Source organism: Pseudomonas sp. SJZ074, from assembly GCF_007828215.1.
Lineage (GTDB): Bacteria > Pseudomonadota > Gammaproteobacteria > Pseudomonadales > Pseudomonadaceae > Aquipseudomonas.
Genome location: NZ_VIUE01000038.1, coordinates 12,303 through 36,980 on the forward strand (window position 1 = coordinate 12,303; position 24,678 = coordinate 36,980).

General features: G+C 61.2%; 22 protein-coding genes and 2 pseudogenes. 3 read left to right on the top strand and 21 right to left on the bottom strand.

The genetic code is table 11. The features are described 5' to 3' along the window. Nucleotides 1-100: 100 nt before the first annotated feature. From FBX99_RS26165 to abc-f, 11 genes are all read right to left on the bottom strand, one after another. Nucleotides 101-556: a YaiI/YqxD family protein gene (locus tag FBX99_RS26165; RefSeq protein ID WP_145133368.1), complete on the bottom strand. Its 456-nt coding sequence runs from the start codon at nt 554-556 to the stop codon at nt 101-103. Continuing rightward, nucleotides 556-2,454, bottom strand: a complete 1,899-nt coding sequence (locus FBX99_RS26170; RefSeq protein ID WP_145133370.1) for an FTR1 family protein — start codon at nt 2,452-2,454, stop codon at nt 556-558. The genes FBX99_RS26165 and FBX99_RS26170 overlap by 1 nt, the downstream gene beginning before the upstream one ends. A gap of 134 nt (nt 2,455-2,588) precedes the next feature. Continuing rightward, a complete protein-coding gene (locus FBX99_RS26175) occupies nt 2,589-5,027 on the bottom strand; it encodes a DUF2235 domain-containing protein (protein ID WP_256664131.1) in 2,439 nt (812 codons plus the stop codon). Then, on the bottom strand, nt 5,012-5,482 hold the full coding sequence (locus FBX99_RS26180; RefSeq protein ID WP_256662509.1) for a DUF3304 domain-containing protein: 471 nt from the start codon (nt 5,480-5,482) through the stop codon (nt 5,012-5,014). Before FBX99_RS26180 ends, FBX99_RS26175 begins: the two co-directional genes overlap by 16 nt. Nucleotides 5,483-5,532: 50 nt before the next feature. After that, on the bottom strand, nt 5,533-6,345 hold the full coding sequence (locus tag FBX99_RS26185; protein ID WP_178112081.1) for a DUF4123 domain-containing protein: 813 nt from the start codon (nt 6,343-6,345) through the stop codon (nt 5,533-5,535). 24 nt (nt 6,346-6,369) lie between these two features. Next, nucleotides 6,370-8,466, bottom strand: coding sequence for a type VI secretion system tip protein TssI/VgrG (gene tssI / locus FBX99_RS26190; RefSeq protein WP_145133374.1), 2,097 nt, complete (start codon nt 8,464-8,466; stop codon nt 6,370-6,372). Nucleotides 8,467-8,747: 281 nt separating this feature from the next. After that, on the bottom strand, nt 8,748-9,380 hold the full coding sequence (gene rhtB, locus FBX99_RS26195) for a homoserine/homoserine lactone efflux protein (protein WP_144926767.1): 633 nt from the start codon (nt 9,378-9,380) through the stop codon (nt 8,748-8,750). 69 nt (nt 9,381-9,449) lie between these two features. Continuing rightward, nucleotides 9,450-10,109 (bottom strand): DUF4276 family protein, encoded by a 660-nt coding sequence (locus tag FBX99_RS26200; protein ID WP_144926770.1) that lies wholly within the window; start codon nt 10,107-10,109, stop codon nt 9,450-9,452. Further along, the gene (locus FBX99_RS26205; protein WP_144926773.1) at nt 10,106-11,206 is read right to left on the bottom strand and encodes an AAA family ATPase; all 1,101 of its coding nucleotides are present in this window, start codon (nt 11,204-11,206) and stop codon (nt 10,106-10,108) included. The genes FBX99_RS26200 and FBX99_RS26205 overlap by 4 nt, the downstream gene beginning before the upstream one ends. Before the next feature lie 135 nt (nt 11,207-11,341). Next, the gene (locus FBX99_RS26210) at nt 11,342-11,923 is read right to left on the bottom strand and encodes a mechanosensitive ion channel family protein (protein ID WP_144926776.1); all 582 of its coding nucleotides are present in this window, start codon (nt 11,921-11,923) and stop codon (nt 11,342-11,344) included. Further along, the gene (abc-f, locus tag FBX99_RS26215; protein WP_144926779.1) at nt 11,923-13,833 is read right to left on the bottom strand and encodes a ribosomal protection-like ABC-F family protein; all 1,911 of its coding nucleotides are present in this window, start codon (nt 13,831-13,833) and stop codon (nt 11,923-11,925) included. Before abc-f ends, FBX99_RS26210 begins: the two co-directional genes overlap by 1 nt. 50 nt (nt 13,834-13,883) lie before the next feature. Between abc-f and FBX99_RS26220 the strand changes: the two genes are divergently transcribed. Beyond that, nucleotides 13,884-14,348 (top strand): TIGR02444 family protein, encoded by a 465-nt coding sequence (locus FBX99_RS26220; RefSeq protein ID WP_144926782.1) that lies wholly within the window; start codon nt 13,884-13,886, stop codon nt 14,346-14,348. Here the strand turns inward: FBX99_RS26220 and FBX99_RS26225 are convergent. Then, entirely contained in the window at nt 14,345-15,451 is a 1,107-nt protein-coding gene (locus FBX99_RS26225; protein ID WP_145133376.1) for an AlgP family protein, read from the bottom strand. The two genes, FBX99_RS26220 and FBX99_RS26225, sit on opposite strands and share 4 nt — an antisense overlap. A 191-nt stretch (nt 15,452-15,642) precedes the next feature. Between FBX99_RS26225 and FBX99_RS26230 the strand changes: the two genes are divergently transcribed. Next, entirely contained in the window at nt 15,643-16,308 is a 666-nt protein-coding gene (locus FBX99_RS26230) for an FKBP-type peptidyl-prolyl cis-trans isomerase (RefSeq protein ID WP_144926787.1), read from the top strand. A gap of 57 nt (nt 16,309-16,365) precedes the next feature. Here the strand turns inward: FBX99_RS26230 and FBX99_RS26235 are convergent, their stop codons facing one another. The 9 genes and pseudogenes from FBX99_RS26235 to FBX99_RS28980 form a co-directional block, all read right to left on the bottom strand. Continuing rightward, nucleotides 16,366-16,824: an Rsd/AlgQ family anti-sigma factor gene (locus tag FBX99_RS26235; protein WP_041022643.1), complete on the bottom strand. Its 459-nt coding sequence runs from the start codon at nt 16,822-16,824 to the stop codon at nt 16,366-16,368. A 175-nt stretch (nt 16,825-16,999) separates the two neighbouring features. Beyond that, nucleotides 17,000-17,530 (bottom strand): disulfide bond formation protein B, encoded by a 531-nt coding sequence (locus FBX99_RS26240; protein WP_144926790.1) that lies wholly within the window; start codon nt 17,528-17,530, stop codon nt 17,000-17,002. Between the two features lie 241 nt (nt 17,531-17,771). Then, nucleotides 17,772-19,019 (bottom strand): heme biosynthesis protein HemY, encoded by a 1,248-nt coding sequence (locus tag FBX99_RS26245; protein ID WP_144926793.1) that lies wholly within the window; start codon nt 19,017-19,019, stop codon nt 17,772-17,774. After that, a complete protein-coding gene (locus FBX99_RS29325; protein ID WP_256662511.1) occupies nt 19,016-20,146 on the bottom strand; it encodes a uroporphyrinogen-III C-methyltransferase in 1,131 nt (376 codons plus the stop codon). Before FBX99_RS29325 ends, FBX99_RS26245 begins: the two co-directional genes overlap by 4 nt. A 36-nt stretch (nt 20,147-20,182) precedes the next feature. After that, nucleotides 20,183-20,926 (bottom strand): annotated as a pseudogene (locus tag FBX99_RS29330) (uroporphyrinogen-III synthase); the annotation flags it as partial. Beyond that, nucleotides 20,926-21,867 (bottom strand): hydroxymethylbilane synthase, encoded by a 942-nt coding sequence (hemC, locus tag FBX99_RS26255; protein WP_144926798.1) that lies wholly within the window; start codon nt 21,865-21,867, stop codon nt 20,926-20,928. The gene hemC and the pseudogene FBX99_RS29330, both read right to left, overlap by 1 nt. A gap of 172 nt (nt 21,868-22,039) precedes the next feature. Further along, the gene (locus tag FBX99_RS26260; RefSeq protein ID WP_139641084.1) at nt 22,040-22,786 is read right to left on the bottom strand and encodes a LytTR family DNA-binding domain-containing protein; all 747 of its coding nucleotides are present in this window, start codon (nt 22,784-22,786) and stop codon (nt 22,040-22,042) included. Further along, a pseudogene (locus FBX99_RS29705) lies at nt 22,783-22,932 on the bottom strand (sensor histidine kinase); the annotation flags it as partial. The gene FBX99_RS26260 and the pseudogene FBX99_RS29705, both read right to left, overlap by 4 nt. Nucleotides 22,933-23,051: 119 nt before the next feature. Beyond that, the gene (locus FBX99_RS28980; protein ID WP_178112083.1) at nt 23,052-23,228 is read right to left on the bottom strand and encodes a hypothetical protein; all 177 of its coding nucleotides are present in this window, start codon (nt 23,226-23,228) and stop codon (nt 23,052-23,054) included. Between the two features lie 20 nt (nt 23,229-23,248). On the opposite strand from FBX99_RS28980, the gene argH reads away from it, so the two are divergent. Next, nucleotides 23,249-24,643: an argininosuccinate lyase gene (gene argH / locus FBX99_RS26265; protein ID WP_041022648.1), complete on the top strand. Its 1,395-nt coding sequence runs from the start codon at nt 23,249-23,251 to the stop codon at nt 24,641-24,643. Nucleotides 24,644-24,678 lie beyond the last annotated feature (35 nt).

Here is a 24,678-nt window from a genome sequence, read left to right on the forward strand (position 1 = left end):
TGTGGGAGCGGGCTTGCTCGCGAATTCGTCGGTTCAGCTGGCATATTTGTTAACGACAGACCGCATTCGCGAGCAAGCCCGCTCCCACAGGAGACGGTACTCAGGTCATCCGGCTCAAACGCGTAAGGATCCGATCCAACGCATTGGCGAACCCCTGCTTGTCCCGCTCGCTGTAGGCCGCAGGGCCGCCGCCCATCTGGCCCTGCTCACGCAAATCGGTGAACAGGTTGCGCACCGCCAGCCGATCCCCCATGTTCTGCGCGTTGAACTCCTTGCCCCGCGGGTCCAGGGCTGCGACGCCCTTTTTCACCAGCCGGTCGGCCAGGGGCACATCGCTGCAGATCACCAGCTCACCCGGCCCCGCGTGCTCCACCAGATAATCATCCGCAGCATCAGGGCCGCTGGGGACTACGATCAACTTGACGCAAGCCAGGCTGGGCTTGATCTGCGGCTGCCCAGCCACCAGCACGACCTCGAACCGGCGTTTCAAGGCGAACTTGACCACCAGTTCCTTCGCCGCCTTGGGACAGGCGTCAGCGTCGATCCAGACACGCATCAGGAAACCTGGACCCTGCGCTTCTCTGTCATCCAACTACGGCCATACAACACGACAATTGCCAGGATCGCGATCACTTGAGCGGTCAGCGAATAGGCATCGGCGTGAATACCCAGCCAGTCGAAATCGAAGAACGCCACCGGGCGGGTGCCGAAGATCCCGGCTTCCTGCAGAGCCTTCACACCATGCCCGGCGAAGACCACCGACAGCGCGCACAGCAACGCGGCGTTGATGCTGAAGAACAGCGCCAACGGCAGTCGTGCCGAACCGCGCAGGATCACCCAGGCCAGTCCGACCAGCAGCACCAGCGCCGTCGCGCCACCGGCCAGTACGGCGTCATGCCCGGCGGGACCGGCTTGCAGCCACAGGGTTTCGTAGAACAGGATCACTTCGAACAGTTCGCGATAGACTGAGAAGAACGCCAGTACGGCGAAGCCGAAACGGCCACCACCACCGACCAGGCTACTCTTGATGTAATCCTGCCAGGCCGCCGCGTGACGGCGGTCGTGCATCCACACTCCCAACCACAGCACCATCACACTGGCGAACAACGCCGTTGCACCCTCCAGCAATTCACGCTGGGAACCGCTGACGTCAATCACATAGGCTGCCAGGCCCCAGGTCGCCAGGCCGGCCAGCAACGCCAGGCCCCAACCCGCGTTGACGCTGCGAACTGCCGATTCCTGGCCGGTGTTGCGCAGGAACGCCAGGATCGCCGCCAGCACCAGGATCGCCTCCAGCCCTTCGCGCAACAGAATCAACAAACCGGAGATGTAGCTCAGCGACCAACTCAGGCCATCCCCGCCCAACAGTCCCGCCGACGCCTTCAGCTTGGCCTTGGCCGCATCCAGGCGTTGTTCGGCCTGCTCCACCGGCAAGCCGTCCTGCAGGGACTGACGGTAAGCCATCAGGGCTTTTTCGGTGTCCTTGCGCACAGCGGCATCGACGTTATCCAACGAGCTTTCCACCAGCTCGAAACCTTCCAGATAGGCCGCTACCGACAGGTCATAGGCCTGGTCGTGATCACCGGCACGATAGGCCGCGATGCTTTTATCCAGGGTGGCGGCGGTGTAGTCGAGCAACTGCGCCGGGCCACGCTGCACCTGCGGCGGCTGGGCACGCTGGGCGCGGAACGTTGCGGCCGCGGCCGGGCCTTGGGCGGCGAGCACTTCAGCGGGGGTCTGGCGGGCCAGGTCGGCGAGGTTGAAGGTCTGCTCGCTTTTGGCCGCCGCCGGGTCCGCACTGAAGCCGGCGATAAAGGCAGCCAGGTCCCAGCGCTGACGCTCATCGAGCTGATCGGCGAAGGCCGGCATGTCGGTCCCTTCGATGCCCATGCCGAGGGTGTTGTAGATCGCGTAGAGGCTCAGGTGATCGAGACGCCGACCGTCGCGCAGGTTGGAAGGCGCCGGCTCCAGGCCGACACCGGCGGGGCCGTCCCCGGCGCCGCTGTCACCGTGGCACACCGAGCAGTTCTGGGCATACAACGGCGCACCGCGGGTCGGGTCCGGGGTAATGACCGGTGCCTGGCTGACTTCATAGGCCACCGCCAGCTTCGCCCCCAGTTGACGTGCCAGGCGGGCGACGTCGCCGCCGTCCTGATGCTGGGTGATCGCTTGGCGCAAGGCGCTGATGCCCTGCATGAGCTCCACCTTTTCCGGCTTGGCTGGCAGCGCAACGACCAGCCCTTCCAGCACCTGGGTAAATTCCAGCTGCTCGCGATACTCGGACTCGTCTATGACCTTGCCCGCTTCGACGGTTTCCGGGTAATCCGCCCCGATGTAATCCAGCAAGTGCAGCGCCTGGGGAGCGCCCTCAACGGTGTTGGCCAGCAATGGATTGCTGCACAGGGCAAGCAACGGCAGCGCTAGCCAGGCCAGAAAACGAAGCGGGGCAATCATGAATGACTCTCAATTGGAAATAAGAAGTAACACATTGTTCACTTACCCAGGCTTTGGCTCAAGTGCGAATGTGCTGCGGGGGCACATTTTCATCGGATTTTCATGCTTTGGAAGTGATGTCACAAAAACTGCATTTAAAGATCAAAAAGACATGATTGAATCGCATCCATCAATGGCTGCCACCCGCGGCCATCCGCCGTTCTCTCGTTCAGCGGTGCCGGAGGCGGTAAGGCCTGTGCCAGCTTCAGGACATTGCCGATTTGCCGTGTGTAGGCACGAACCTCGTCGAGCCCTTCTACCAATGGCAGGGCGATACCAGTGGCGCTTTCAAAGGCCTTGATCGTCGGAACGACGCCGAGCTTGCCACGAAACACCGGGATGCCGAGCCCCGGCATCAACAAGCCCACCAACAGGCGTGGATCGCGGCGGCTGACACTCAGGCCAACACTGGCGAGCGCCGCGGCCACGCCAATGACCTGGCCGGCCGTTGCCAACAGCGACAGGCGTTTATTGGATTCGCCATCGAAAAAAATCGCCCGATACCGAAAGTAGTCACTGAATACCTCCCGCTCGTCCAGGGTTGCATTCATGAACCAGGCGCGAGAATCGTGGACATGCTCATCGAACAACCGCATCAGCTCCCACGCCTCATCATCGCGAGGCACAAGGTCCTCACCGAACCAACGCGTCACTTCCCGATTGCCGGCCCGGCGCAGGTCACGGTATTCCTCGGCCTCATCCTGCTCGTTGAGCAAGTACACCAGGCCGCCTACCGAGGCGTTGATGAGGCGACCTTGACTCAGGCCTGAACCGAAGGGATTCAGATTCCACTCAGGCACGTAGTCGCGGCGGAAATCCAGCATGGCACCATGCAGCTGATGTTGATCCAGGCTCGGTTCGAATGTTTTGGCCGTATTGAGCGCTATCTCACCCACACCAGTCCGTTGTTCGTATGCACGCTTCAGGGCCAAATGACGTTCATGATCAGCAGGTACGGCGCAAGGCTCCTTGCCGGCGCGCAGGGCAGTGTCTTCCTCCCGTTGTCGCCGGTGCAGGGCGGCAAAGGCCGAACGTTCCTCTTCACTCATGTCCTTGCCCTGCACATGGGCCCAGGCCGAGGTCGTGCGAAAGAGAAAATTGGCATAGCGGCTGATTCGCCATCCGGTGATCAAGCCGGCCTCCCGGGCCATCACTTCTTCGAGCGGCCCATTGTCCTGGGCATCGAGCCAGATGTTGAAGCGACGGACCAGTGTTGGAGAGATGTCGAAAGCATCGTATGTCGCGCCGTCCATGACCAACCACGGCCAGCGCTCTTTCTGTTCCTCGCTGAGGGCATCGGCCGGTGCCTGCAAGGGGGCGCCGACCTGATAGGCCTCATGAAACATGTGCTGCAGGGGCAACTGGGATAACAGCTCGTGATTGCCTCCCAATGCCTTGCCCTGGTCACCCGGTGGATACCCCCCTCCAACATCCGAATGCACACCCGGGTAGAGGTATTCAAATGTGCCCGCGCGATAGGTGGAGGGACAATCGGGATCGTCGGGCTCGGCTTTTCGACGGATCGAATCCAAGGGAAAACTGCCCCGCTGCTCATGGGCTGCGACCAGGTGCACGCAACGCTCCAGGAATACCTGCGACTCGGGCAGCCGCAACGAACCGTCAGCCCAGCCCATGTGTCCGCTGACAAAGGGCGCCAGGTACGCCATGCCCACCGACGCCACCGTGTCGAACAGGCCGAGGAATCCGATGCTGATGGGCACACCGGCGAACAGGTAACAGGTTTCGCCGTTCACCTCGACTTCGGTCAGTTGATGCAACCACTGGGTAAATGTCCGGGCCTGGGCGGCGCCACGGGAAAAGCCATAGACATACAGGCGCAAGGCATTGATCCGAGGGATCGAGCGACTGGCGTGCAAACGCTCCACGGTCTCGCGCAAAGCTATCAATGGCCCTTCCAGGGCAGCACGCCTACGAGCTTTCCCGGTATTGAGTGCATCGCCCAAGCAACTGCCCATCTGCCGGACCCAGGCAAAGGCCTGCGCCGGTTCCAGGTGCGACTCGCCACAGTGGCGACGCAAGGCATCGATCAGCCGCGTCAGGCCCCAATTGATGCGATTTTCTCCACCGCGAGCCGCCACCAGCCCCATAGCGTCAGGTTCAAACTCACCGACTTCGGGAAACTCGGTACCGACACCCTGCATGTAATAGGCATAGAAACCCGCCTCATTGGCCCGGCTTTGCTCCAAACCGGCGCCGCCACCCAGGCTGGCGTGATACAGGCGCGCCACGTTGCTGGTGGTCGGCGGGGAGTTCCGCTTGTCTGTGGGTTCATGGTTATTGGTGCCGTCAAAACACAACGTGATATGCAATACGTCCATGCAGGGCGGGCCGGAATAGGGAACGTTCGCCGCCCTGCAAGCCGTCCTGGAGATTTCCGCGGCTTCAATCAGCGCCCTCTGCTGTTCAACCTGATTGCGCAGAACGTCTTCAGGCGTTCGCGGCAACATGCCCTCCTGGGTAAAGAATGGCGTGGCGGCCAGGGCCTGTGACGCATTTTTCAAGGTGCCGGACATGGCGACAGTGCCTCCTCCATCCTGCGGGGGAAAACGAAGGGATAACCGGACTTGCCTGGCAACATTTCCACTGCGGACACGGCCACTTGATCACAAGGCAGGAAATGCACGTCAACCACCCCGAGCCGCTCGTAGGGGGCTACCTCAGCCCAGACGCTGTGCCGGCTATAGCCGGCCCGATGGGCTTTCATCCGCGTCCGCCATTCATCGGTGTGCCGTCGCTCCGGCCAACCGCCATAAGCATGGGGCGCCGGATCCTTCTCCCATTCCACCCACACCTTCAGCCCCGGACGCCATTGAGCGGGCATCCCAACGCAACAGTTCTGCTTGCCGCCACCGCCATAAGGCCCGATGCCCGGCCCACCGTTGCGGTTGACGCTGAAGTGATGAATGGCCGCTGAAGTGTGGTTATAGCCTTCGATGGGCGTACCGATCAGGCTGGTTTGCGCAGGCATGCAACCGCAAAGAGTACTGACGAGCGACAACCTCCATGCCCCTGGCCCCGTCATTGGTTGATACCTCGCCCACCCTTCGCCAGGGCGGCGCAATCGACGAGCCACTCCTGGAGGAACTGCTCCCGCGCCACTCCCGTCAGCTGCTGACGGTCTGCATCGACATGAACGCGAAAAGCCTGATAGATGAGCGTCTCGAACGAATCGAAACCGTAGGTGCCTGGAAGGATTTGCTGTCGGGTACACCATAGTTGCGCGTCACCGAGGGCGCCCACTCCGGTGACTTGCTCATCGCTCAACCGCAACACCGGCGCGTCCCGCCCCGCTTCCCTCTGTCGGACATCGAGTCCCGCCATCTGGCTGGCCTTGCCATCGCGGTCGATCCATTGCCAACTGATGACGCCCTCATGGAGCATCTTGAGCTGGTCGGGATCAAGCAGCTCGCACAAGCATCTGAACAGGCGAGTGTCGTAGTAACGCAGTACACCGCTTCTGTGGCCCTGGGCCCATTCGGCCTGGGTGCACCGTCCCAGGCGTTCGCCAAGGGCATCGAACGACCAGCGGCTGAACAGCGCCAGCACCCGCGAATGGCGGTAGCACCTCTGGATGAAGTCCGTCAGCCACGGCTGCTGCGCGGTATTGAAGAGCAATACCCGCACCAGCACCGGCCCCTGGTCAGCGAAGGCTCGTTCGGGGGAGTCCTGGAGCAGAAGCCGGTAGCGCGGCGACGGCACAAGCTCGTTCAAGTGTCGCAACAGCGGATAGTCGAACAACGCGCAGTCGACCAGCAGGTCCACATGAGGGAGGCCGCAGGTCTTGGCCTGAGCACATAGATGTTGCAGCCATTGCAGGGCAGTTGGGAACATGATCATCCTTGAGAGTTGAACCGCTCAGAAGCGGATAGCCAAACCTTTGGCCTGGGCTTGGGCCTGTAGAAAGCAGCGTTTGCACAGCACGCCGATCGGCAAGGGTGAGCTACCCGCTGGCGGCCCGGTCGCGCCTTGGCTTATCGCGGTGAGGTCAGTCAAAGTGCCTGTGCGTCCGGCCACCGGCTCACCGGCTTCACCCGGCCGGCGGGCTGGTTTGTACCGCAGAGTCGCTCCGGGCCCCGGACCACCGCCTTGCTCGATGGGAATGCTGCTGAAAATACCGTCGGCACCAATGCGCAGGAAATGCCCACCCCCCTCCAAAGTCAGCTGCGTTCCGGACTTGACTGTCAGCGCCCCCGCGCATTCGAGTTGAAGGACCTGTCCGGCGCGAATCACCAGGGTCTCGCCGGCCTGCGCATGGAGGCTGCCGTTGATGTTGAGAAAATCGTCGGCATCGAGTTGCGTCACGCGATGCCCTCCAACGGTGTGGTGCTCCTCGCCCCGAACTTCGCTGTAGCGCTGTCCCGCCAGGGTAATGCGCTGGTCGCGTCCGATTTCCAACACATGGTCATTGCGCACATTGGCGAACAGGTCGCGTTCGGCCCGCAGATAAATCCGTTCAGCCCCCTTTCGGTCTTCGATGTGCAATTCGTTGCTGCCGCCCCCTCCCGGCGAACTCCGACTCTTGAAGACACTGCGGGTGTCGTTGACGGGTAACCCATGGGGTACCGGGTTGGCCTGGTTCGGCACGCAACCGGTGATCAGCGGTTGATCGGGATCGCCCGCCAGGAAGGTGACCACGACCTCCATGCCGACCCGGGGGATCAACTGGGTGCCGAAGCCATCCCCCGCCCACCCCGTGGCGACCCGCACCCAGCAGCTGCTCCGCTCCGGGTTGCCTTCGGCACGGTCCCAATGAAAGCGGACCTTGACCCTGCCATACTCATCGCAATGAATCTCGCTGCCTTGCGGGCCGCTGACCGTGGCCGTTTCACTGACCAGCAACGGCCGGCGATGCCTCACGGACGGGCGATAGAATACGTCCCACGGAATCGCCTTGAACCGGTTGCCATAGCCCTGCTCCAGCGAGCGCTCTTCCACATTGCCAATGGCTTCTTCAAGGACCTGGGGTTGCGAGCCTTCATGCCTGAGCCAGGTGAGTAGCCAGCGCTGGTTCCAGCAAACCCGCCCATGGTTCTTCAGCCTCATGAAATGCCCGCTTACCAGGGCCGGCTGGTTGCTGGCACCTTCGGCGACGCAGGTGTCCCTTTGTCGGCGTTGCAGGACCCGCTGGGCCGTCAGTCGGCCGTGGGCCAATGTCAGGAAACGCCCTTGCGCGCAGGCATAATCCTCGCGATCCGGCTGCGCCCCCTCTTCGCCAAAAGGATAGTGTCCGGCGGCACCTTCCAGGGTCAGGCGAGGCTTTTCGAAATCATGGTCACGCCGGGTTACCCGGCTGGTGGCACCCCGTACCCGAACGGAGAAGGCCCTGATCGTGGGCTCGTCGGCGACCATCGCACCGTCAGGCACGAACGGTGTGGGTGGTAGGCTCCTGAACCTGGACTGGTCATCACCCACGACGAGAACATGCTGCTGCGGCCCATGCTCGAAGTGATAATGCCAACCCTCTTCCTCACACAGGCGCTGGATAAAGGCCAGGTCACTTTCTTCGTACTGGGTGCAATAGTCACGCGGCGGATATTCCGTGGGGCCCAGTTGAAAACGAAAGGCATCTTCCAGCAGACCATGCAACTTGAGCACCTCGGTGATGATCTGGCGAACGGTCCGCCGCTGGAAGATTCGCCGATTGAAAGCCAGGTCGAGACTGCTCAGGCGCGGCATCAGCGTCGCGTGATAGTGGGTCAGCCGCCGTCCAGACTCACCCACGGCGAAATCCGCGATCTGCCCGTGGATGCCATTGCCCAGCGTATCGAAGGCCAGGAAGGCGGGACGATGCAGAAACCGCTCGAGCGCCAGCTCGGCGTGCTCGCTGACGAGCCTGATCCTGAATTCAAAAGGCCGACTGATGGCCTCCGTGCCCTCGAAGGCAAGGACATCGAACTCATCGGGCTGGCTGTCGATCGTCAGCCTGAACTGGGCTGTGGAGAAGGCGGGCATTGGCGGTCACCGGATGAACGAGAGTGCCCCATGATCGAAAAACCAACGCAGATCGTATGCAGCCCCAATCCGAACACCTCATAGGCAAATTCCCCGCGCCCCCCCATCTCGGTCTGTCAGAAAAGGTGGTTTTGTAGGCTGATACCTACTCGCAACACACAAAAAATGTGGGAGCGGGCTTGCTCGCGAATGCGGTATGTCAATCAAAGTATCCCTGACTGATACACCGCATTCGCGAACAAGCCCGCTCCCACACTGTTTTTCTTATGAAGTACCAGCGTTTACACGGCAGCTTTGCGAATCGTCGCCAGCAGACCCGCCGCGCCAATGAACAATCCGGCAAAGGTCCGGTTCATCCGCCGTTGCTGCTTCGGAGTGCGTAACAGGCGCAGGACTTTGGCGGCCAGCCCGGTGTAGCCGGCCATGACGATGAGGTCGACGCAAATCATGGTCACGCCCAGGATCAGGTACTGCTTGACCAGCGGGGCATGGGGGTCGATGAACTGCGGCAGTACTGCCAGCATGAACACCAGTGCCTTGGGATTGCTGATGTTCACCAGGAAGCCACGGAACATCAGTGCCAACGGCTTGCCGATGGGGCGCGGGGAGGCGTCGTCGCTGATCTCGCCGGGAATGGCTCGCCACTGCTTGATGCCCAGGTACACCAGGTAGGCGACCCCGAACCATTTGATCGCATAGAACGCCGTGGCCGAGGTAGAGAGGATCGCGCCGACGCCAGCAGCGACAATCACAATCTGCAATGCCAGGCCCAACTGCAGGCCCAGGGCATTCCAGTAGCCACGCCAGAAACCGTACTGCAGACCGCTGGACATCGATGCGATGGCACCGGCGCCCGGCGAAAGACTGATCACCCAACAAGCGGCGAAAAACGCCAGCCATGTTTGCAGCACCATTGCACACCTCGGCTCGGACTCATCGAACTGGCTACGCTAATGCGACTATCGGATAAACGCCATGAATTTTTACCTCGCCGCCAAAGCGTCAAGCTTGAACAACCACTCATGGAAATGCGGGCAGTTCAGACGCATGGCATCTAACCCGATCTCACAAGCGATCAAGGGGCCGTGAAATGTTTTTTGGTATTCGGGCATCGCCTTGGATATACGCCTGGAGGGTGCAGTCTGTGGACTGTTGTTGATGTCTTCCGGTGTCTGATAGCCACTGGCGATCGATTTGAGGACCGGTACAACCGTTGAGTCATCCGTCCATTCTGCAAACTTATCAGCGTCTGCGAAGAGAAGTGCTTCGAACTCATGCACCATCAAGTTGGGAATGAAGTTCTTTTCCCCAATATCGATCGCCAGCTGGGCTTCCAGAAAACAAGCCTTTTGGCGACCTGTACCCGCAATCGGAAAATCGGCAGACGCCAAGCCGGGAAAATCACCGGGCAATGCATAGAGATCAAACATTGTGGTGACCTGCGCAGCATGATGCTCCCGACATAAGCGAGTCACTTGATGTTTGACTTTTCCATAGCTGACGACGCCCCCCTTATTGCCGGGGCTTGTGCTGATGATGATTGGCGTAAGAAAAACACCAAATGCCCAATAATGAGGAGCCAGCAACTCGTTGACGAAGGCCTCTTCCGTTTGCCCTTCTACAAGAAGAACGACTCGACTCATCGGCTCGGCCTCCCGCCCAATATGTTCTTCTTCCAAAGTTCACCAAGACTGAACTCTTCCAACCATGCGCTCAGAGCGGCGGTATCCAATCGCTTGAACGTCGAGGCACCACCGACCTTGTCTACGACGATCAAATCCTCAGCGTCGAACTGATCAACGAGCTCTACTGACTGCGTCGAAATAATGAGCTGGTGTTTCTGGGAAACCGACTTCATCAGGCCACCCAGCGCAACGATGGCAAAGGGATGCAGCCCCAGCTCCGGCTCATCAATCAGAATGGCTGAGGGCATGAACTCCTCAGGCTGCAGCAACACGCTTGCCAGGCAGATGAAGCGTAACGTGCCATCAGACAAAGCGGCTGCGGTGAAAGGGATGTCCTGGCCGACTTCTGTCCATTCAAGCTGTATCTTTTCCTTGTTATCAACCGTTGGGCGCAGATAAAAGTCACCAAAGAACGGAGCCACCATCTGAACGGCCTTCACGATGCGCTTGTAGTGCGTTTCGTTATGGTTCTTCAAGCGATATAAAAACGCGGCCAGATTTCGCGCATCATCGCGCAAATACTCATTATCGTTGATGCCATGGACTTGCTTCACAAGGGCGCTGGAGCCCGTGTCGTGGAAATGATAGATACGCCAGCTTCTGATAGCGGGAACGACATGTCTGTAGATCTGCGTCTTGGACTTTTGCTCAGCTGCGTATGACTCAAAATGGCCGGATCTGGCACGCCAGTCACCGCTAACGTTCCACCACAGTGCCTCATGGCTGAACATCATGCGGTTATCTTGAGTGGGCTTGAGCTTGAATTTATAACCGTTATTGCCGAAGTACAGTTCCGCACAAAGTTCTTCGGTCTTTTTTCGACCGAAATGAAGCAAGGCATCAGGACCTCCGGCAGCCCCTACCGAGAGTTGCAACTGCTCATCCAGAATGCGGCTAATCAAGCGAAAGAAACCAATGAAATTGGATTTCCCTGCACCATTCGCACCGATAAGCACATTGAGCTTGCCTAATTCGATATCGCATTCGGCGATGGACTTGTAACCCTTGAGGGTCAGCCTCGATAGCTGATCCGAATCGTAAACTTTCTTAACCATCCTAGCCTCCCGATACGGTGCATTCGACGAGAAAATCCATCAGTGCCTGCCTGAACAGTAGCGGTATCAAACACCGGCTCAGCTTGAAAGTTTGTTTCAAACACTGACAAAAGAGGGTAGCGGTATCGAGGCAGTCTACTCGACGAACCCACCCACCGGAAAAGCCTCACTGCCACGCCACCGCCGGACCGATCGCTGGAAGAACAGGCTGTTGGGCACTTGCACCATGGAGCTGCCGGTGCCGAGTTCCTCAGGCTCGATCAAGGTGGTGTAAAGCAGGTTGATCGCGACCACCCGTCCTTTGATGCCGGGCTTGTCGGTCGCCTCTACCAGCTCGACCACGTCGCCCAGGCGAAATGGCCCGACGGTGTAGATCAGGACGGCGCACAGCAGGTTCGACAATACGCTCCAGATGGCGAAAAACGCCACGGCCGCCACCGCGACGAAGCCGGAAATCGCGGTCCACAATACCGTGGCCGACACCCCCAGGCGTTCGAGCACCACCAGCACCGCGCTGCCCATGATCAGCCAGCGCAGCACGCCGCGCAGAACGATTAACAGGTGAGGCGGAAACGGGTAGCGCTCACCGAGTCTCGTGAGCCCACGCGCCACGATACGCTGCATCACATAACCGGCCAGCAGGATCAGCAGGACTTGCACACCGAGCCAGAGCGGCTCGATCCACATGACCGGGATGGGCAAGGTCAACGCTTCCATCAGGACAGCGCCTCCAGCTCCGCTTGCAGGGTTTCCAACAACTCCAGGGCTTGCATCCACGCCTCCTCAAGCTCCGCCTCCCGAACTTTCAACCGGGCCTGTTCGGCCAACAGGTCGCGCAGTTCATCCTTGCGCGCTGCCTCGTAGAGACCACTGTCGCCGAGGCGGGTTTCGATTTGATGCAGTTTTTCATGCAGCTTGCCCAGCTCGGACTCGAGCCTGTCGGCCTCGCGCTTGTGCGGCGCCAGCTGCTGTCGCAGGGCGGCGGCGGCCTGGCGCTGAGCTTTCTTGTCGGTCTTGTCCGGGTTCACCGGCGTACTGCTGACCGGCGCATTGCGCTGACGGTAGTCCACCAGCCAGCGTGCGTAGTCTTCGAGATCGCCGTCGAACTCTTCGACCTTGCCGTCGGCCACCAGAAAGAAATTGTCCGTGGTGCTCTTGAGCAGATGTCGATCGTGAGACACCACCAGTACCGCTCCACTGAACTCCTGCAAGGCCATGGTGAGGGCCAGGCGCATTTCCAGGTCCAAGTGGTTGGTCGGTTCGTCGAGCAAGAGCAGGTTGGGCTTCTCCCAGGCGATCAAGGCCAGCGCCAGGCGCGCCTTCTCGCCACCGGAGAAATTCAGCACCGGCTCGTCGATGCGCGCGCCACGGAAGTCAAAACCGCCGAGGAAGTCACGCAAGGTCTGCTCGCGTTCGGTCGGCGCCAGGCGCTGCAAGTGCAGCAACGGGCTGGCCTTGGCATCGAGGGAATCCAGCTGGTGCTGGGCGAAGTAGCCGACCACGGTGTTCTCGCCGCGGGTCAGGCGTCCGGCCAAGGGCTGGAGTTCACCGGAGAGATTCTTGATCAGGGTTGATTTACCGGCCCCGTTGGGGCCCAGCAAACCGATCCGCGCACCGGGTGTCAGCTGCAGCTTGACCTTCTCCAGCACGGTCTTGTCGCCATAACCCAGTCGCGCATCGGACAGGTCGATCAGCGGGCTGGAGATCTTGGTGGACTCGCGGAAGACGAAATCGAATGGCGAATCGACGTGGGCCGCGGACAGCTCCTCCATCCGTTCCAGCGCCTTGATTCGGCTCTGGGCCTGACGGGCCTTGGTGGCCTGGGCCTTGAAGCGGGCGATGTAGCTTTCCATGTGCGCACGCTGCGCCTGCTGCTTCTCATAGGCCTGCTGTTGCTGGGCCAGGCGCTCGGCACGGGCGCGCTCGAAAGCCGTATAGCCGCCGCGATACAGGACGAGCTTGCGCTGATCGACGTGGGCCACGTGGTCCACCACCGCGTCGAGAAAATCACGGTCGTGGGAAATCAGCAGCAGAGTACCCGGGTAGCTCTTGAGCCAGTCCTCGAGCCAGATGATGGCGTCGAGGTCCAAGTGGTTGGTCGGCTCGTCGAGCAGCAGCAGATCCGAGGGGCACATCAAGGCCTGGGCCAGATTCAGGCGCATCCGCCAGCCACCGGAGAAATCCCCGACCTGACGGTCCATCTGTTCGTTGGTAAACCCCAGGCCAGCGAGCAATTTGCGGGCGCGGGCATCGGCGGTATAACCGTCGGCGCTGTCGAGCTCCGAATGCAACCGGGCCAGGGCGCCGCCGTCGTGGGCCGCTTCGGCGACAGCCAGGTCGCGTTGAACCTGACGCAGGCGTATATCGCCGTCGAGCACGTAGTCCACCGCCAGGCGTTCGAGGGTATCGACCTCCTGGCGCATATGGGCAATACGCCAGTCGGCGGGCAGCGAGCAATCACCGGAGTCCGGGTGAAGCTCACCCCGCAACAAGGCGAACAGGCTCGATTTGCCGGCGCCGTTGGCACCGATGAGGCCGGCTTTGTGGCCGGCGTGCAGGGTCAGCTCGGCGTCTTCTAGCAGACGTTGCGGGCCACGCTGTAAAGTCAGGTTCTGAAGTCGGATCATAATGGCGGCGGAGTCTACCAGCTTCGCTCGCAACTGGCGCGAGTAGCACGATGTCCTCTGACCTGTGGAATTTCTCCCTCGACCTCTATGCCCGGCCCGGCGTAGAGCAGACCTGCCTGGCATTGCAGGAGGCCGGCGCGAGCGTCTGCCTCCTGCTTTGCGGCCTGTGGCTGGAACAGCGCGGCGTGGCTTGCGATCAACAAAGACTGCAACAGCTTCGGCAGTTGGCGGAGCCTTGGGATAAAGAAGTGGTCCAGCCGCTACGGACGCTTCGCAGCCAATGGAAAGCGGATGCCGTTCAAGACCCGGACCTTATGCACTTGCGCGAGCAGGTCAAGAAACTGGAGCTGGAAGCCGAACGGTGTTTGTTGGAGCGACTGGAAGTCATGGCTGCAAATTGGCCTGGGGGCCAACAGAACGCTTCAGCGCGATGGCTGCAAGAGCTGGCGGCGAGTACCGAACCTGCGGACCACGACGCGCTGCATCAGTTGCGCGTCGCGGTCTCCAGCACTTAGGAAGCGCTGGTTGGGGTGCTGGCGCTCGGCGTAACGGCGGCTGGGCTGACCGTCGAAGCCGGGGTACTGGCGGCTGGAGCCGGGGTCGCTGTCGGGGCCGACGATGCAGGCTTGGCGGCTGGCGCAGTCGCGGGTTTGGCAGCGGCTGGCTTTTTCACAGCGGGTTTGGCTGCTGGCTTGGCAGCAGCAGGCTTCGCTGCCGGTTTTGCAGCAGCGGGTTTTGCAGCGGCTGGCTTGGCGGCGGATTTGGCCGCAGCGGGTTTAGTCGCAGTCTTGGCGGGCGCTTTGGCAGCGGCTGGCTTGGCAGCTACAGCAGGTTTGGCGGCAGCGGTTTTCGTCGCCGCTGGTTTGGCAACTGGCTTCGCTGCGACAGCTTTTGCAGGCGCTTTGGCGGCAGGCTTGGCAGCCGCAGTTTTCGACGCGGCGGGTTTGGCGGCGACTGCTTTTTTAGCGACCGGTTTCACAACAGCTTTCGCAGCAGGTTTGGCGGCCGCTGTTTTTGCAACGGGCTTGGCGGCAGCTTTGACAACCGGTTTTTTAGCCGCTGGTTTAGCAGCGCTGGCAGCGACCGGTTTAGCCGCAGGCTTACTCGCTGCTTTGGCCGGTGCTTTCGCGGCAGGCTTGGCAGTTGCCTTGGCCGGTGCTTTTGCCACAACGGGTTTAGCTACCGGTTTCTTGGCCGATACAGCGACAGGCTTGGCAGCACGAAGCGTCAGCGCCTTGCCGGCAGCCTCCTGCACACGACCCACACCCTGGGCCAGCTTCAGGCTTTCCTGGGCATCACGCTTGAGTTGCAGGATGTAGGCGCGGGTTTCGGATTGACGATCCTTCAAGGCATCGAGCAGGTCTTCGAGTTCTTTCACGACGTCCTTGGCCTTGGCTTGTGCCTTGGCCTTGCCGGCGGTAGCTGCGTCTTGCAGTTTGGTACGCGACTTGTGCAGTTTTTCCTGCGCCTTGCCGCGTTGTTTTTCCAGTTTGGCGAGCAGTTTTTCAGCATCAGCCAGGGCTTGGGAGCAGGCGCTTTCCAAATGTTCGAGCAAGGCGCCCGAGAGTTGTTGGAGCAAGTGCAACGGAGTGTTTACAGGCTTCTTGGGGGCCGACATGGTTTACCTCCTGACTGACGTGAGTGCGGCTCATACTAGACCTCTGCTGCAACCGCCGCTAGGGCATGTTGACAGTACACAAGACGTTGCGTTGCAAGACACAAAAAATCTTCTGCGCCATTGCCGGAGCAATCTCACTTCGCGGCAATCGTCGCAGGCATAATTCCTCCATTCGAGCCCGGAGAGCACACATGTCGCGTCACCTGTTTTTCCTCCTGTGCATGGTTTGCTCAACGGTCCAGGCCGTTGAAAAAACCAGCGCAAGCGATGCCCACGACCTGGCCTACAGCCTGGGCGCGAGCCTGGGTGAACGCCTGCGCCAGGACGTGCCCGACCTGCAGATCCAGGCATTGGTCGAAGGCCTGCAACAGGCCTACCTGGGCAAGCCGCTGGCGCTCAAGGATGAACGCATCGAACAGATCCTGGCCAAGCATCAGGCACAGCTCACTGCGCAATCGACGACACCACAGATTGAAGTGGCGCTGAAGACGGAGCAAAAATTTCTCAACGAGGAAAGAAACCGGCCAGGTGTGAAACAGTTGGAAGACGGCATCCTGCTGACTGAACTCAAGCCAGGCCATGGCGCGAAAGCCGGTCCCCACGGCAAGGTCCAGGTGCTGTATACCGGTCGACTGCCCGACGGCAGCGTGTTCGACGCCAACCGCCAGGCGCAGTGGTTCAATCTCGACAGCGTGATCGATGGTTGGCGCAGCGCGTTACCGCAAATGCCCGTAGGCGCGAAATGGCGATTGGTGATTCCTTCGACCCAGGCCTATGGTGCCGAAGGTGCCGGGGATGTGATTCCCCCGTTCACGCCACTGGTGTTCGAGATCGAGCTGCTGGGTGTGACGAGCTGACATCGCCCGAACGAAAAACGGTGCGCAATGCGCACCGTTTTTTTTCCAGAGAAACCATCAAGCCTGAACGGCCGCCTCTTCCTTATGGGCGTTGTGCAACACTTCGATCAGGCAGTCCTCCAGCTCGAACCGCTCGTGCAGAAGTCCACCCAGCTCCTTGAATTTTTCCGCTACGCATTTGCCTTCATCGCAAAGGTCGTTGAATGCCAACAGCTTTTCGGTAATAACGTCGATGCGCGGGTAGATCTGTTCGGCGAGCTCCAGGCCACGCTTGTCGTTGAAGGCCTTGGCCTCGCCGGTAAGTTGCTCGTAGATCTCGAAATGCCCGGCAGAGACATAGTCCACCAGCACACCGCAGAATTCCTGCAACGGCTTACGGCTTTCACCCAACGCTTCAGGTTTGTCACCGAGAGCATCATAGGCCCGAACCAGTTCGTGACGCTCCTGCAACCAGCGGTCGATCAGCAGATGCACCCCACCCCATCGTTCCTGAGCATTCTGACAACTTTCGAGCATGGCGATTTCTTCCCTTGTGAGTCATGCCCCTCGCAGCCTGCATACACCTTGATGATTCATGGCAAGCCGGACACAACATGATCGAGCGGCATAATTCCAATGATACGTGCGGGCCAGATTATGCTCGCACGACAGCCGCTTCAAGGTACGCAGGCGACAAAGTTCATACAAGTGTTTAATCCGTTACCCGGACGAATTGCGACGTCTTGTCGCCCAGCGGTCGAATCAGAGCGGTCCAGACAAGGCGAAGCAGCAAGTAGGTCATTGCAATGGATATGGCGAGAAAAAACAGCAGGCTCCATTCGGGGATGCTCAGGTCGAACAATGTCCAGGTGACACCCGCACAATCGACCGCGCCATCGAGAACCTGTCGCATGGCACTCCACCATGAACCCGCGCCCTTCACTTGGGTCAGGCAATCGGGCGAATGGCTTTGCAACAGAACCTGACGCCAGGCCAGGGCCATTCCTCCGGACACGGAAACCAGTCCCGTCACACCGTAGAGAATGCTGCCCTTTCGACCCGGGCCATGCACGCAGGCTGCGAGACCATTCACCAGGAACAGCACCAGGCACAAACGCTGCAGGACACACAGGCTGCAAGGCGTCAGTCCGACCGCGTACTCCAGATAGCTGGCGATGCCCAAAGCCAGGGCCGCGGCGGCGGAAGCCATGAAAAACAAGAAGCGAGAGCAAGCCAAAGACATGGCGGTTCCGTAACAGAAGAGACAAGCAGTTACGGTAGAGGAAAGCCCTCCGGCCTTTCAAGGCAGGCCCGCGCAGACACTTCACCAAGGGTGTAGGGAATTCCCGACAGAGACGAGGGGATTTCGCGCAACCCCCTGTAGGACTTTCCCGAATACATCATTTGGGCCTTGAACCGGACGGCGATCAGCGACTGTCCTCTTGGCAAGACCACCGCGAACCGCAGAGCTTTGTCAGTACTCCTTAACTGGATAATACCTGGGCTGGAACCGGCAACGGTGCAGCGAGCAAGCGCTCATCCAGCAGTCCCAAGCCCTCCTGGAACAACTGGTTGCTGCGCTCGGCATCGCCCAGTTGTGCCAGGAGTCTCGCCAGTTCGGCACAGGCTTCGGGATTGCGCTGGATCCGCAAGCTACCTTCCAGATAATCCCGTGCCTTGCCCCAGAGGCTGTTTTGCAAACACAAGCGGCCCAACGTCAACAGCAGGCTGGAATCGGCCGGATGATCCTTGAGCCAGTCCTCGGCCGCTTGCAGTTGTCGAGCCGGATCATTGCCGCGGACCAGCCCGTACAGGCGCGCCAAGTGGCTGTCGTAGTGACGCTTGAGCGCGGCGCGCAATACTTCCTCGGCCTCGCCCTGCGCGCCCAGCTGTCGCAGCTGTTCGGCATAAGCCAGCACCAGCGCCGGCTCCTGGCGCTGCGCGGACGTCAGTTGTTGCCAGGCGCGGTTGAGCGACTGCAAGCCGACGCTGCCGTCCTCTTCACGATGGGCCGCCAGGGAGAGGTTTTCACCCCAGGCCCGGCGTTCCAGCTCAGCCAGTTCGGCCGCCGGCAGTACCTTGTCCTTGCGCAGTTCCGGCAACAGGCGAATCACCGCCGACCAATCGCCGCGCTGCTGATGCAGCCGTTGCAACTGGCGCAGGACCTGTACGTTATGAGGATGACGATCATGCATGGCTTGCAGCGTGACCAAGGCGCCGTCGGTGTCGCCCCGGTCCATCTGCAACTGCGCGTGGCTCAGTGCAATGGCCAGCTCCGCCTGGGGCTGGCGCTCCAGGGCGCGCTCCAGGAGGTTGTCGCTCTGTTCGTAAAGACCTTGTTCGTTGGCCGCGCGGGCCGCGCCGAGGTAATACAGCAATGGCTGGCGCTCGGCTTCCGCGGCACGATGCAAATGCCGTTGGGCACTGGCCCAGCGACCTTCGGCAAGGTCCAGTTGCCCGTGTTCGATCGCCACTTGCACGCGTCGACTACGATTGCGCCGCGACCACGGGTTGACCACGCCGCCGGAAGTGGTCACCAGGCCGATCAAGGCGCGCACTGCCCGCCACAAGAGCCAGAGCACCGCCACCAACGCCAGGGTGACCCAAAGGCCCGCTTCGTAGCGGAAGTTCTTGTACGCTACCAGCACGTAACCCGAATGCTCGGAAATCGCCACGCCCAACAGGGCGGCGGCAGCGATGACCACAAATAGAATCACGTAGAGACGCTTCATGGCGTGGCCCCCTGCTCAGCAGGCTTGGCCAGCGGCTTGACCGACTCCTCGGCATTCAGGTTACGGCGCTCCAGATAGGCCTGGACGCTGCTCAGGGTCGCGGTCAGGTCCGGTGTAACCACCGTCACCGGCTGTTTGGCCAGTTCGGCCACTCGCTCGAGCATGACTTTGCTCTGCGGGTTGTCCTGGTTGAAGTTGTTCTTCAGTACATCACGGGCCTCGTCCAACGCCTGGGTATACACCGGCGCCTGCCCGTTGAGAGCCGCCCATTGCGCCTGCTCCAGCGCCAGGCTCAAGGCCAGGCGCACCTGCATCAGGCTCTGCCCGGCCAGCAGCGGGCGGACATTCTCGTCGGCATTGAAGTCGATGCGGATATAGCGCGAGATCTGATCCCACCACTGCGCCCAGCGGCTGGCTCCATCGCCATCGGCCGTCAGGCCCAGCAGGGATTCGCCGCGATCCTTGTACTCCGGCGCCAGCTCCGTGAGTTGCAGCACTTGCTCACGCAGGGCTCCCAACTGCAGGAACAGCCCAGTGCGATCCGGCTGCTCGGTACTGCGCAGCGCCGCGAGCGTCTTGGCCAGCTGCTCGCGGGCAGCGAACGACCCCGGGTCATTCTGCTCCCGCAGGATTTCGTCGGCACCCTGGACCAGGGCCTGGGCACTGCTGATGTCTTGCAGGGCGGACAGGCGCAGGCTGGCAAGGCGCAACAGATGCTCGGCCTCGGCCAACCGCCAGTCCTTGCGGCTGGCACCGAGCACGGTTTCCAGACGCTGGCTCAGGTGCTGCTGGTCGCCTTGCAACTGCGCGACCTGACGCCGTCGCTCCTCCAGCTCTTCGGCCGCCGGCATCTGTGCGAGGCGCTCGCTGAGGCGTTGCTCATTGAGCTTGAGATTCTGGGCCTGATCATTCAGTGCCTGGACCTGGGCGGATTGTTGCTGGTTGTTGGCCTGCAGGTGACGCACCTGCCAGACACCCCAGCCGCCAACGGCCACGCCAGCGACCCCCAGCAACAATGCAACAATGGCCAACCCGTTACCGCGACGCGGCGCCACCGGTACCGGGGTTTCCACCGGCGTATCGATCACGGGCCGGTCTTGATCTTTTGGCAAGGCTGTTTCGCTCACGTATCCATCCTTTGCATTAGAAAACGGCACGGATTGTCCCCGTAACGCCGCCAGCAAAGCCGCGGCACTGGCGCCACGACAATCTATAACTGATCGGACCCCGGCGGCCCGCGCCATCCCGGCCACCCTGGGGCTTGGAACAAACAACGGCAACCGCGCCAGATCGGGCCACGCGGCACCCGCCAGGCGGTGCAGATGCTCGAAGCTCTGCCCACTGCTGACCATCAGTGCGTTCAAGCGTTCCGCTTCGACCTTCGCCAGCAGTTCGCCTTCGCGATACTCGGGCAGGCCACGCTGGTACAACTCCAGATAATCGACACTAGCACCTTGCTCGCGCAAGCGCTCCGCCAGCAAGCCTCGGCCACCCTCGCCACGCACGATCAGAACCTGGGGATCGGGCCGGGTCAACGCCTGGCGCAACGCCGGGAGTTGCAGCAAGGCTTCGCTGTCGTCGCCCTCGGCCGGATAAAACACCGAAAGGCCCGCATCGGTCAGGATCTGCCCGGTGGCCGCCCCCACGCTGAACCAGGGTTGTTCCGGCGGCTCGGGCCAATACTCGCGCAGATGTTCCAGGCACAACCGGGCAGCGGGTTTGCTGACGACGATCACGGCGCAGTACCGGTCGAGCCGCTGCAGCAGCGCCCGGCCGGAATCGGACAAGGGAATCGGTTCGATAGCCAGCAACGGCAGGCTGCTGCTGAATACGCCAGCCTCGGCCAGGACAGTCGCCAGGGCTGACGACTCGTCCTCTGGCCGGGTCAGCAGCAACCGCCAGCCCATCACGCGTGGCCAGCCTCGCCGTAGACCTTCTTGAGAATCTCGTCAGCCCCCTGGCTCAGCAGATCTTCGGCGACTCGCACTCCCAGCGCTTCAGCATCGCCCCGGGGCGCCCGGGCTTCGGAACTGAGCAGTCTGCCGCCGTTCGGATCACCCACCAGGCCACGCAACCAGACCTGCTCGCCTTCCAGTACGGCATAGCAGGCAATCGGCACCTGGCAGCCGCCGTTGAGGTGCTTGTTGAGGGCACGCTCGGCGAAGACCCGGGTCGCGGTGTCTTCATGATGCAGGGGGGCCAGCAACGCGTGGATCTCGCTGTCGGCGCTGCGGCATTCGATGCCAACGGCGCCTTGCCCACCGGCTGGCAGGCTGTCGTCGACGCTGATAGCCGAAGTGATGCGGTCCTCGAAGCCCAGGCGGATCAGGCCGGCGGCGGCCAGGATGATGGCGTCGTACTCGCCAGCGTCGAGCTTGGCCAGGCGAGTGTTGACGTTGCCACGCAGAAAGCGGATTTGCAGGTCGGGACGGCGGGTCAGCAGTTGTGCCTGGCGACGCAGGCTGGACGTGCCAACCACGCTCCCGGCAGGCAGCGCTTCAAGGCTGGCAAAGGTGTTGGAGACGAACGCATCGCGCGGATCTTCCCGCTCGCAGATGCAGAACAGACCCAGGCCTTCGGGGAAGTCCATGGGCACGTCTTTCATCGAATGCACCGCGATGTCGGCTTCGTTGTCCAGCAGCGCGGTTTCCAGCTCCTTGACGAACAAACCCTTGCCGCCGATTTTCGACAACGGCGAGTCCAGCAGCTTGTCACCACGACTGACCATGGGCACCAGCGTCACGATCAGGCCGGGATGGGCGGCTTCCAGACGGGCTTTGACGTATTCGGCCTGCCACAGGGCCAGGGCACTTTTACGAGTGGCGATGCGGATCTCGCGAGGGGACATGGATCAATCCGTACTTAAAAGATACGGCGGATAATAACAGCTCAGCCAAATCCGCTTTGACTTGAATCACGACCCCAAGGCCTCCCTGGCCGTCAATGTCCTGGAAATGAAACGTGCAATGCCGGCGAGGCGTTGCGCTAGTGGCCTGTACTCAAGTTAACCGTACAGGCCACTAGAGCTGCTGCATCATCTTGCGCACGCCCGCCACATGTCGCCGACTGACGATCAACGCGTCGCCATTGAGGCCTTTGAGAAACAGCTGGAAATGCCCAAGGGGCGTACGTTGCAGACGTTCGATGCGCTCGCGGGCCACCAGGGCATTGCGGTGGATACGCACGAATCGCTCACCGAACTCGTCTTCGAGAGCCTTGAGGGGCTCGTCCAGCAGCACCTCGCCACTCTCATGGCGCAAGGTCACGTATTTGTGGTCGGCGATGAAGTAGACCACCTGATTCAACGGGATCAATTCGATGCCCTTGCGGGTTCGCGCACTGATGTGGCTGCGCGGGCCGCTGCCACTTTCCGCTGCCGGACGGGTCAGCGCCGCCAGTTGCACGCGGTTGGGTCGCTCGGCCTTGCGCAAGGCGTCGAGCAACGCCTCGGATGCCACCGGCTTGACCAGATAGCCCACGGCGCCGGCCTGCAATATCTCGGGCGGGAAGTCATCCCGGGTGGTGCAAAACACCACGGCGGGAGGCGATTCCCGTTCGCACAGCTTCGCCGCCACCTGCAGACCATCCAGGCCAGGCATGCGAATGTCGAGCAGCACGATATCCGGCTTGTGGCTGTCGATAAGGGCCAACGCCTCGTCGCCATTGGTGGCGCTCGGCTCCAGGACACTGTAACCCTCGAGCTCGCCAACCATTCGGCTCAGGCGCTCGCGGGCCAGTGGTTCGTCATCAACGATCAGGACATTCATATTGCGCTGGATTCCTGCGTGAGTCTCGCACAAGGATAGCGTAGACAGGGGAAGTGACATCCGTCACCGCGATCCACGCTAAGACTCGCCCGAGGGCCAAAAAGTGCCGCGAGGCGGTTGCCTATCTTTACCAGCGCTTGCCGACCGATGCTCGAGGCCCGTTGTCGCACGGCGTCGCCGTGGGGATTGTTCATTTTCGATCTGATCAATATTGAGCCCCCCTGGTTGGTTCGCCCCATGCGCCATGATGGAAAAAGCAAAACTCCTATCGTCCACTGTAGACGGTTGCCACGACGATATTGCTCAATCGGAAAATATCGTTGTGCAGAAAACCTGCTTGCACGCCCGGCTCATGCGCAAAAAACCAGCCGACCAGTGCCAGCGCCAGCCCCGGCAACCCTGCTATCATCCGCCGCAGCCTTTTAACCGCTACTTTTTCCACAGCCGATCACGAGCGAATTCATGAGCACTGACAAGACCAATCAGTCCTGGGGCGGCCGCTTCAGTGAACCCGTCGACGCCTTCGTCGCCCGCTTCACCGCCTCCGTCAATTTTGACCAGCGCCTGTATCGCCACGACATCATGGGTTCGATCGCCCACGCCACCATGCTGGCCAAGGTCGGCGTGCTGACCGATGCCGAGCGCGACAGCATCATCGATGGCCTGAAGACCATCCAGGGTGAAATCGAGGCCGGCCAATTCGACTGGCGTGTCGACCTCGAAGACGTGCACATGAACATCGAAGCGCGCCTGACCGACCGCATCGGCGTGACCGGCAAGAAGCTGCACACCGGCCGCAGTCGCAACGACCAGGTCGCCACCGACATCCGCCTGTGGCTGCGTGATGAAATCGACCTGATCCTGGCCGAGATCACCCGCCTGCAGAAAGGCCTGTTGGAACAGGCCGAGCGTGAGGCCGAAAGCATCATGCCCGGCTTCACGCACTTGCAGACCGCCCAACCTGTAACGTTTGGGCATCACATGCTGGCCTGGTTCGAAATGCTCAGCCGCGACTATGAGCGCCTGGTCGATTGCCGCAAGCGCACCAACCGTATGCCCCTGGGCAGCGCCGCGCTGGCCGGCACCACCTACCCGATCGATCGCGAATATACCGCCCAACTGCTGGGCTTCGACGCCGTGGGCGGCAACTCGCTGGATAACGTCTCGGACCGCGATTTCGCCATCGAATTCTGCGCCGCCGCAAGCATCGCGATGATGCACCTGTCGCGCTTCTCCGAAGAGCTGGTGCTGTGGACCAGCGCGCAGTTCCAGTTCATCGACCTGCCAGATCGTTTCTGCACCGGCAGCTCGATCATGCCGCAAAAGAAAAACCCTGATGTGCCGGAGCTGGTACGGGGCAAGAGCGGCCGGGTATTCGGCGCGCTGATGGGCCTGCTGACCCTGATGAAAGGCCAACCGCTGGCCTACAACAAGGACAATCAGGAAGACAAGGAGCCGCTGTTCGACGCCGCCGACACCCTGCGCGACTCACTGCGCGCCTTCGCCGACATGATCCCGGCCATCAAGCCCAAGCATGCGGTGATGCGCGAAGCGGCCCTGCGCGGTTTCTCCACCGCGACAGACCTGGCCGATTACCTGGTGCGCCGTGGCCTGCCATTCCGCGATTGCCATGAAATCGTTGGGCATGCCGTGAAATACGGTGTGGACAACGGCAAGGATCTTGCGGAGATGAGCCTGGACGAACTGCGTCAGTTCAGCGACCAGATCGAGCAGGACGTGTTTGCTGTCCTGACTCTGGAGGGTTCGGTCAACGCCCGTGACCATATCGGCGGTACGGCGCCGGCGCAGGTGAAGGCTGCCGTGGTACGTGGCCAGGCGCTGCTGGCCAGTCGCTAAGACCCAAAAGCATCGCGAGCAGGCTCGCTCCCACA

Excerpts from the sequence above, each read along its gene's own strand:
- abc-f (WP_144926779.1), bottom strand. The coding sequence starts at position 13,833 with ATGATCCGACTTCAGAACCTGACTTTACAGCGTGGCCCGCAACGTCTG.
- FBX99_RS26260 (WP_139641084.1), bottom strand. The coding sequence starts at position 22,786 with ATGAATGTCCTGATCGTTGATGACGAACCACTGGCCCGCGAGCGCCTG.
- FBX99_RS26185 (WP_178112081.1), bottom strand. The coding sequence starts at position 6,345 with ATGTTCCCAACTGCCCTGCAATGGCTGCAACATCTATGTGCTCAGGCC.
- FBX99_RS26175 (WP_256664131.1), bottom strand. The coding sequence starts at position 5,027 with ATGTCCGGCACCTTGAAAAATGCGTCACAGGCCCTGGCCGCCACGCCA.
- hemC (WP_144926798.1), bottom strand. The coding sequence starts at position 21,867 with ATGTCCCCTCGCGAGATCCGCATCGCCACTCGTAAAAGTGCCCTGGCC.
- FBX99_RS26225 (WP_145133376.1), bottom strand. The coding sequence starts at position 15,451 with ATGTCGGCCCCCAAGAAGCCTGTAAACACTCCGTTGCACTTGCTCCAA.
- FBX99_RS26205 (WP_144926773.1), bottom strand. The coding sequence starts at position 11,206 with ATGGTTAAGAAAGTTTACGATTCGGATCAGCTATCGAGGCTGACCCTC.
- FBX99_RS26200 (WP_144926770.1), bottom strand. The coding sequence starts at position 10,109 with ATGAGTCGAGTCGTTCTTCTTGTAGAAGGGCAAACGGAAGAGGCCTTC.
- FBX99_RS26210 (WP_144926776.1), bottom strand. The coding sequence starts at position 11,923 with ATGGAAGCGTTGACCTTGCCCATCCCGGTCATGTGGATCGAGCCGCTC.
- argH (WP_041022648.1), top strand. The coding sequence starts at position 23,249 with ATGAGCACTGACAAGACCAATCAGTCCTGGGGCGGCCGCTTCAGTGAA.
- tssI (WP_145133374.1), bottom strand. The coding sequence starts at position 8,466 with ATGCCCGCCTTCTCCACAGCCCAGTTCAGGCTGACGATCGACAGCCAG.
- FBX99_RS26220 (WP_144926782.1), top strand. The coding sequence starts at position 13,884 with ATGTCCTCTGACCTGTGGAATTTCTCCCTCGACCTCTATGCCCGGCCC.
- FBX99_RS26240 (WP_144926790.1), bottom strand. The coding sequence starts at position 17,530 with ATGTCTTTGGCTTGCTCTCGCTTCTTGTTTTTCATGGCTTCCGCCGCC.
- FBX99_RS26165 (WP_145133368.1), bottom strand. The coding sequence starts at position 556 with ATGCGTGTCTGGATCGACGCTGACGCCTGTCCCAAGGCGGCGAAGGAA.
- rhtB (WP_144926767.1), bottom strand. The coding sequence starts at position 9,380 with ATGGTGCTGCAAACATGGCTGGCGTTTTTCGCCGCTTGTTGGGTGATC.
- FBX99_RS26235 (WP_041022643.1), bottom strand. The coding sequence starts at position 16,824 with ATGCTCGAAAGTTGTCAGAATGCTCAGGAACGATGGGGTGGGGTGCAT.
- FBX99_RS26180 (WP_256662509.1), bottom strand. The coding sequence starts at position 5,482 with ATGCCTGCGCAAACCAGCCTGATCGGTACGCCCATCGAAGGCTATAAC.
- FBX99_RS26170 (WP_145133370.1), bottom strand. The coding sequence starts at position 2,454 with ATGATTGCCCCGCTTCGTTTTCTGGCCTGGCTAGCGCTGCCGTTGCTT.
- FBX99_RS26245 (WP_144926793.1), bottom strand. The coding sequence starts at position 19,019 with ATGAAGCGTCTCTACGTGATTCTATTTGTGGTCATCGCTGCCGCCGCC.
- FBX99_RS26230 (WP_144926787.1), top strand. The coding sequence starts at position 15,643 with ATGTCGCGTCACCTGTTTTTCCTCCTGTGCATGGTTTGCTCAACGGTC.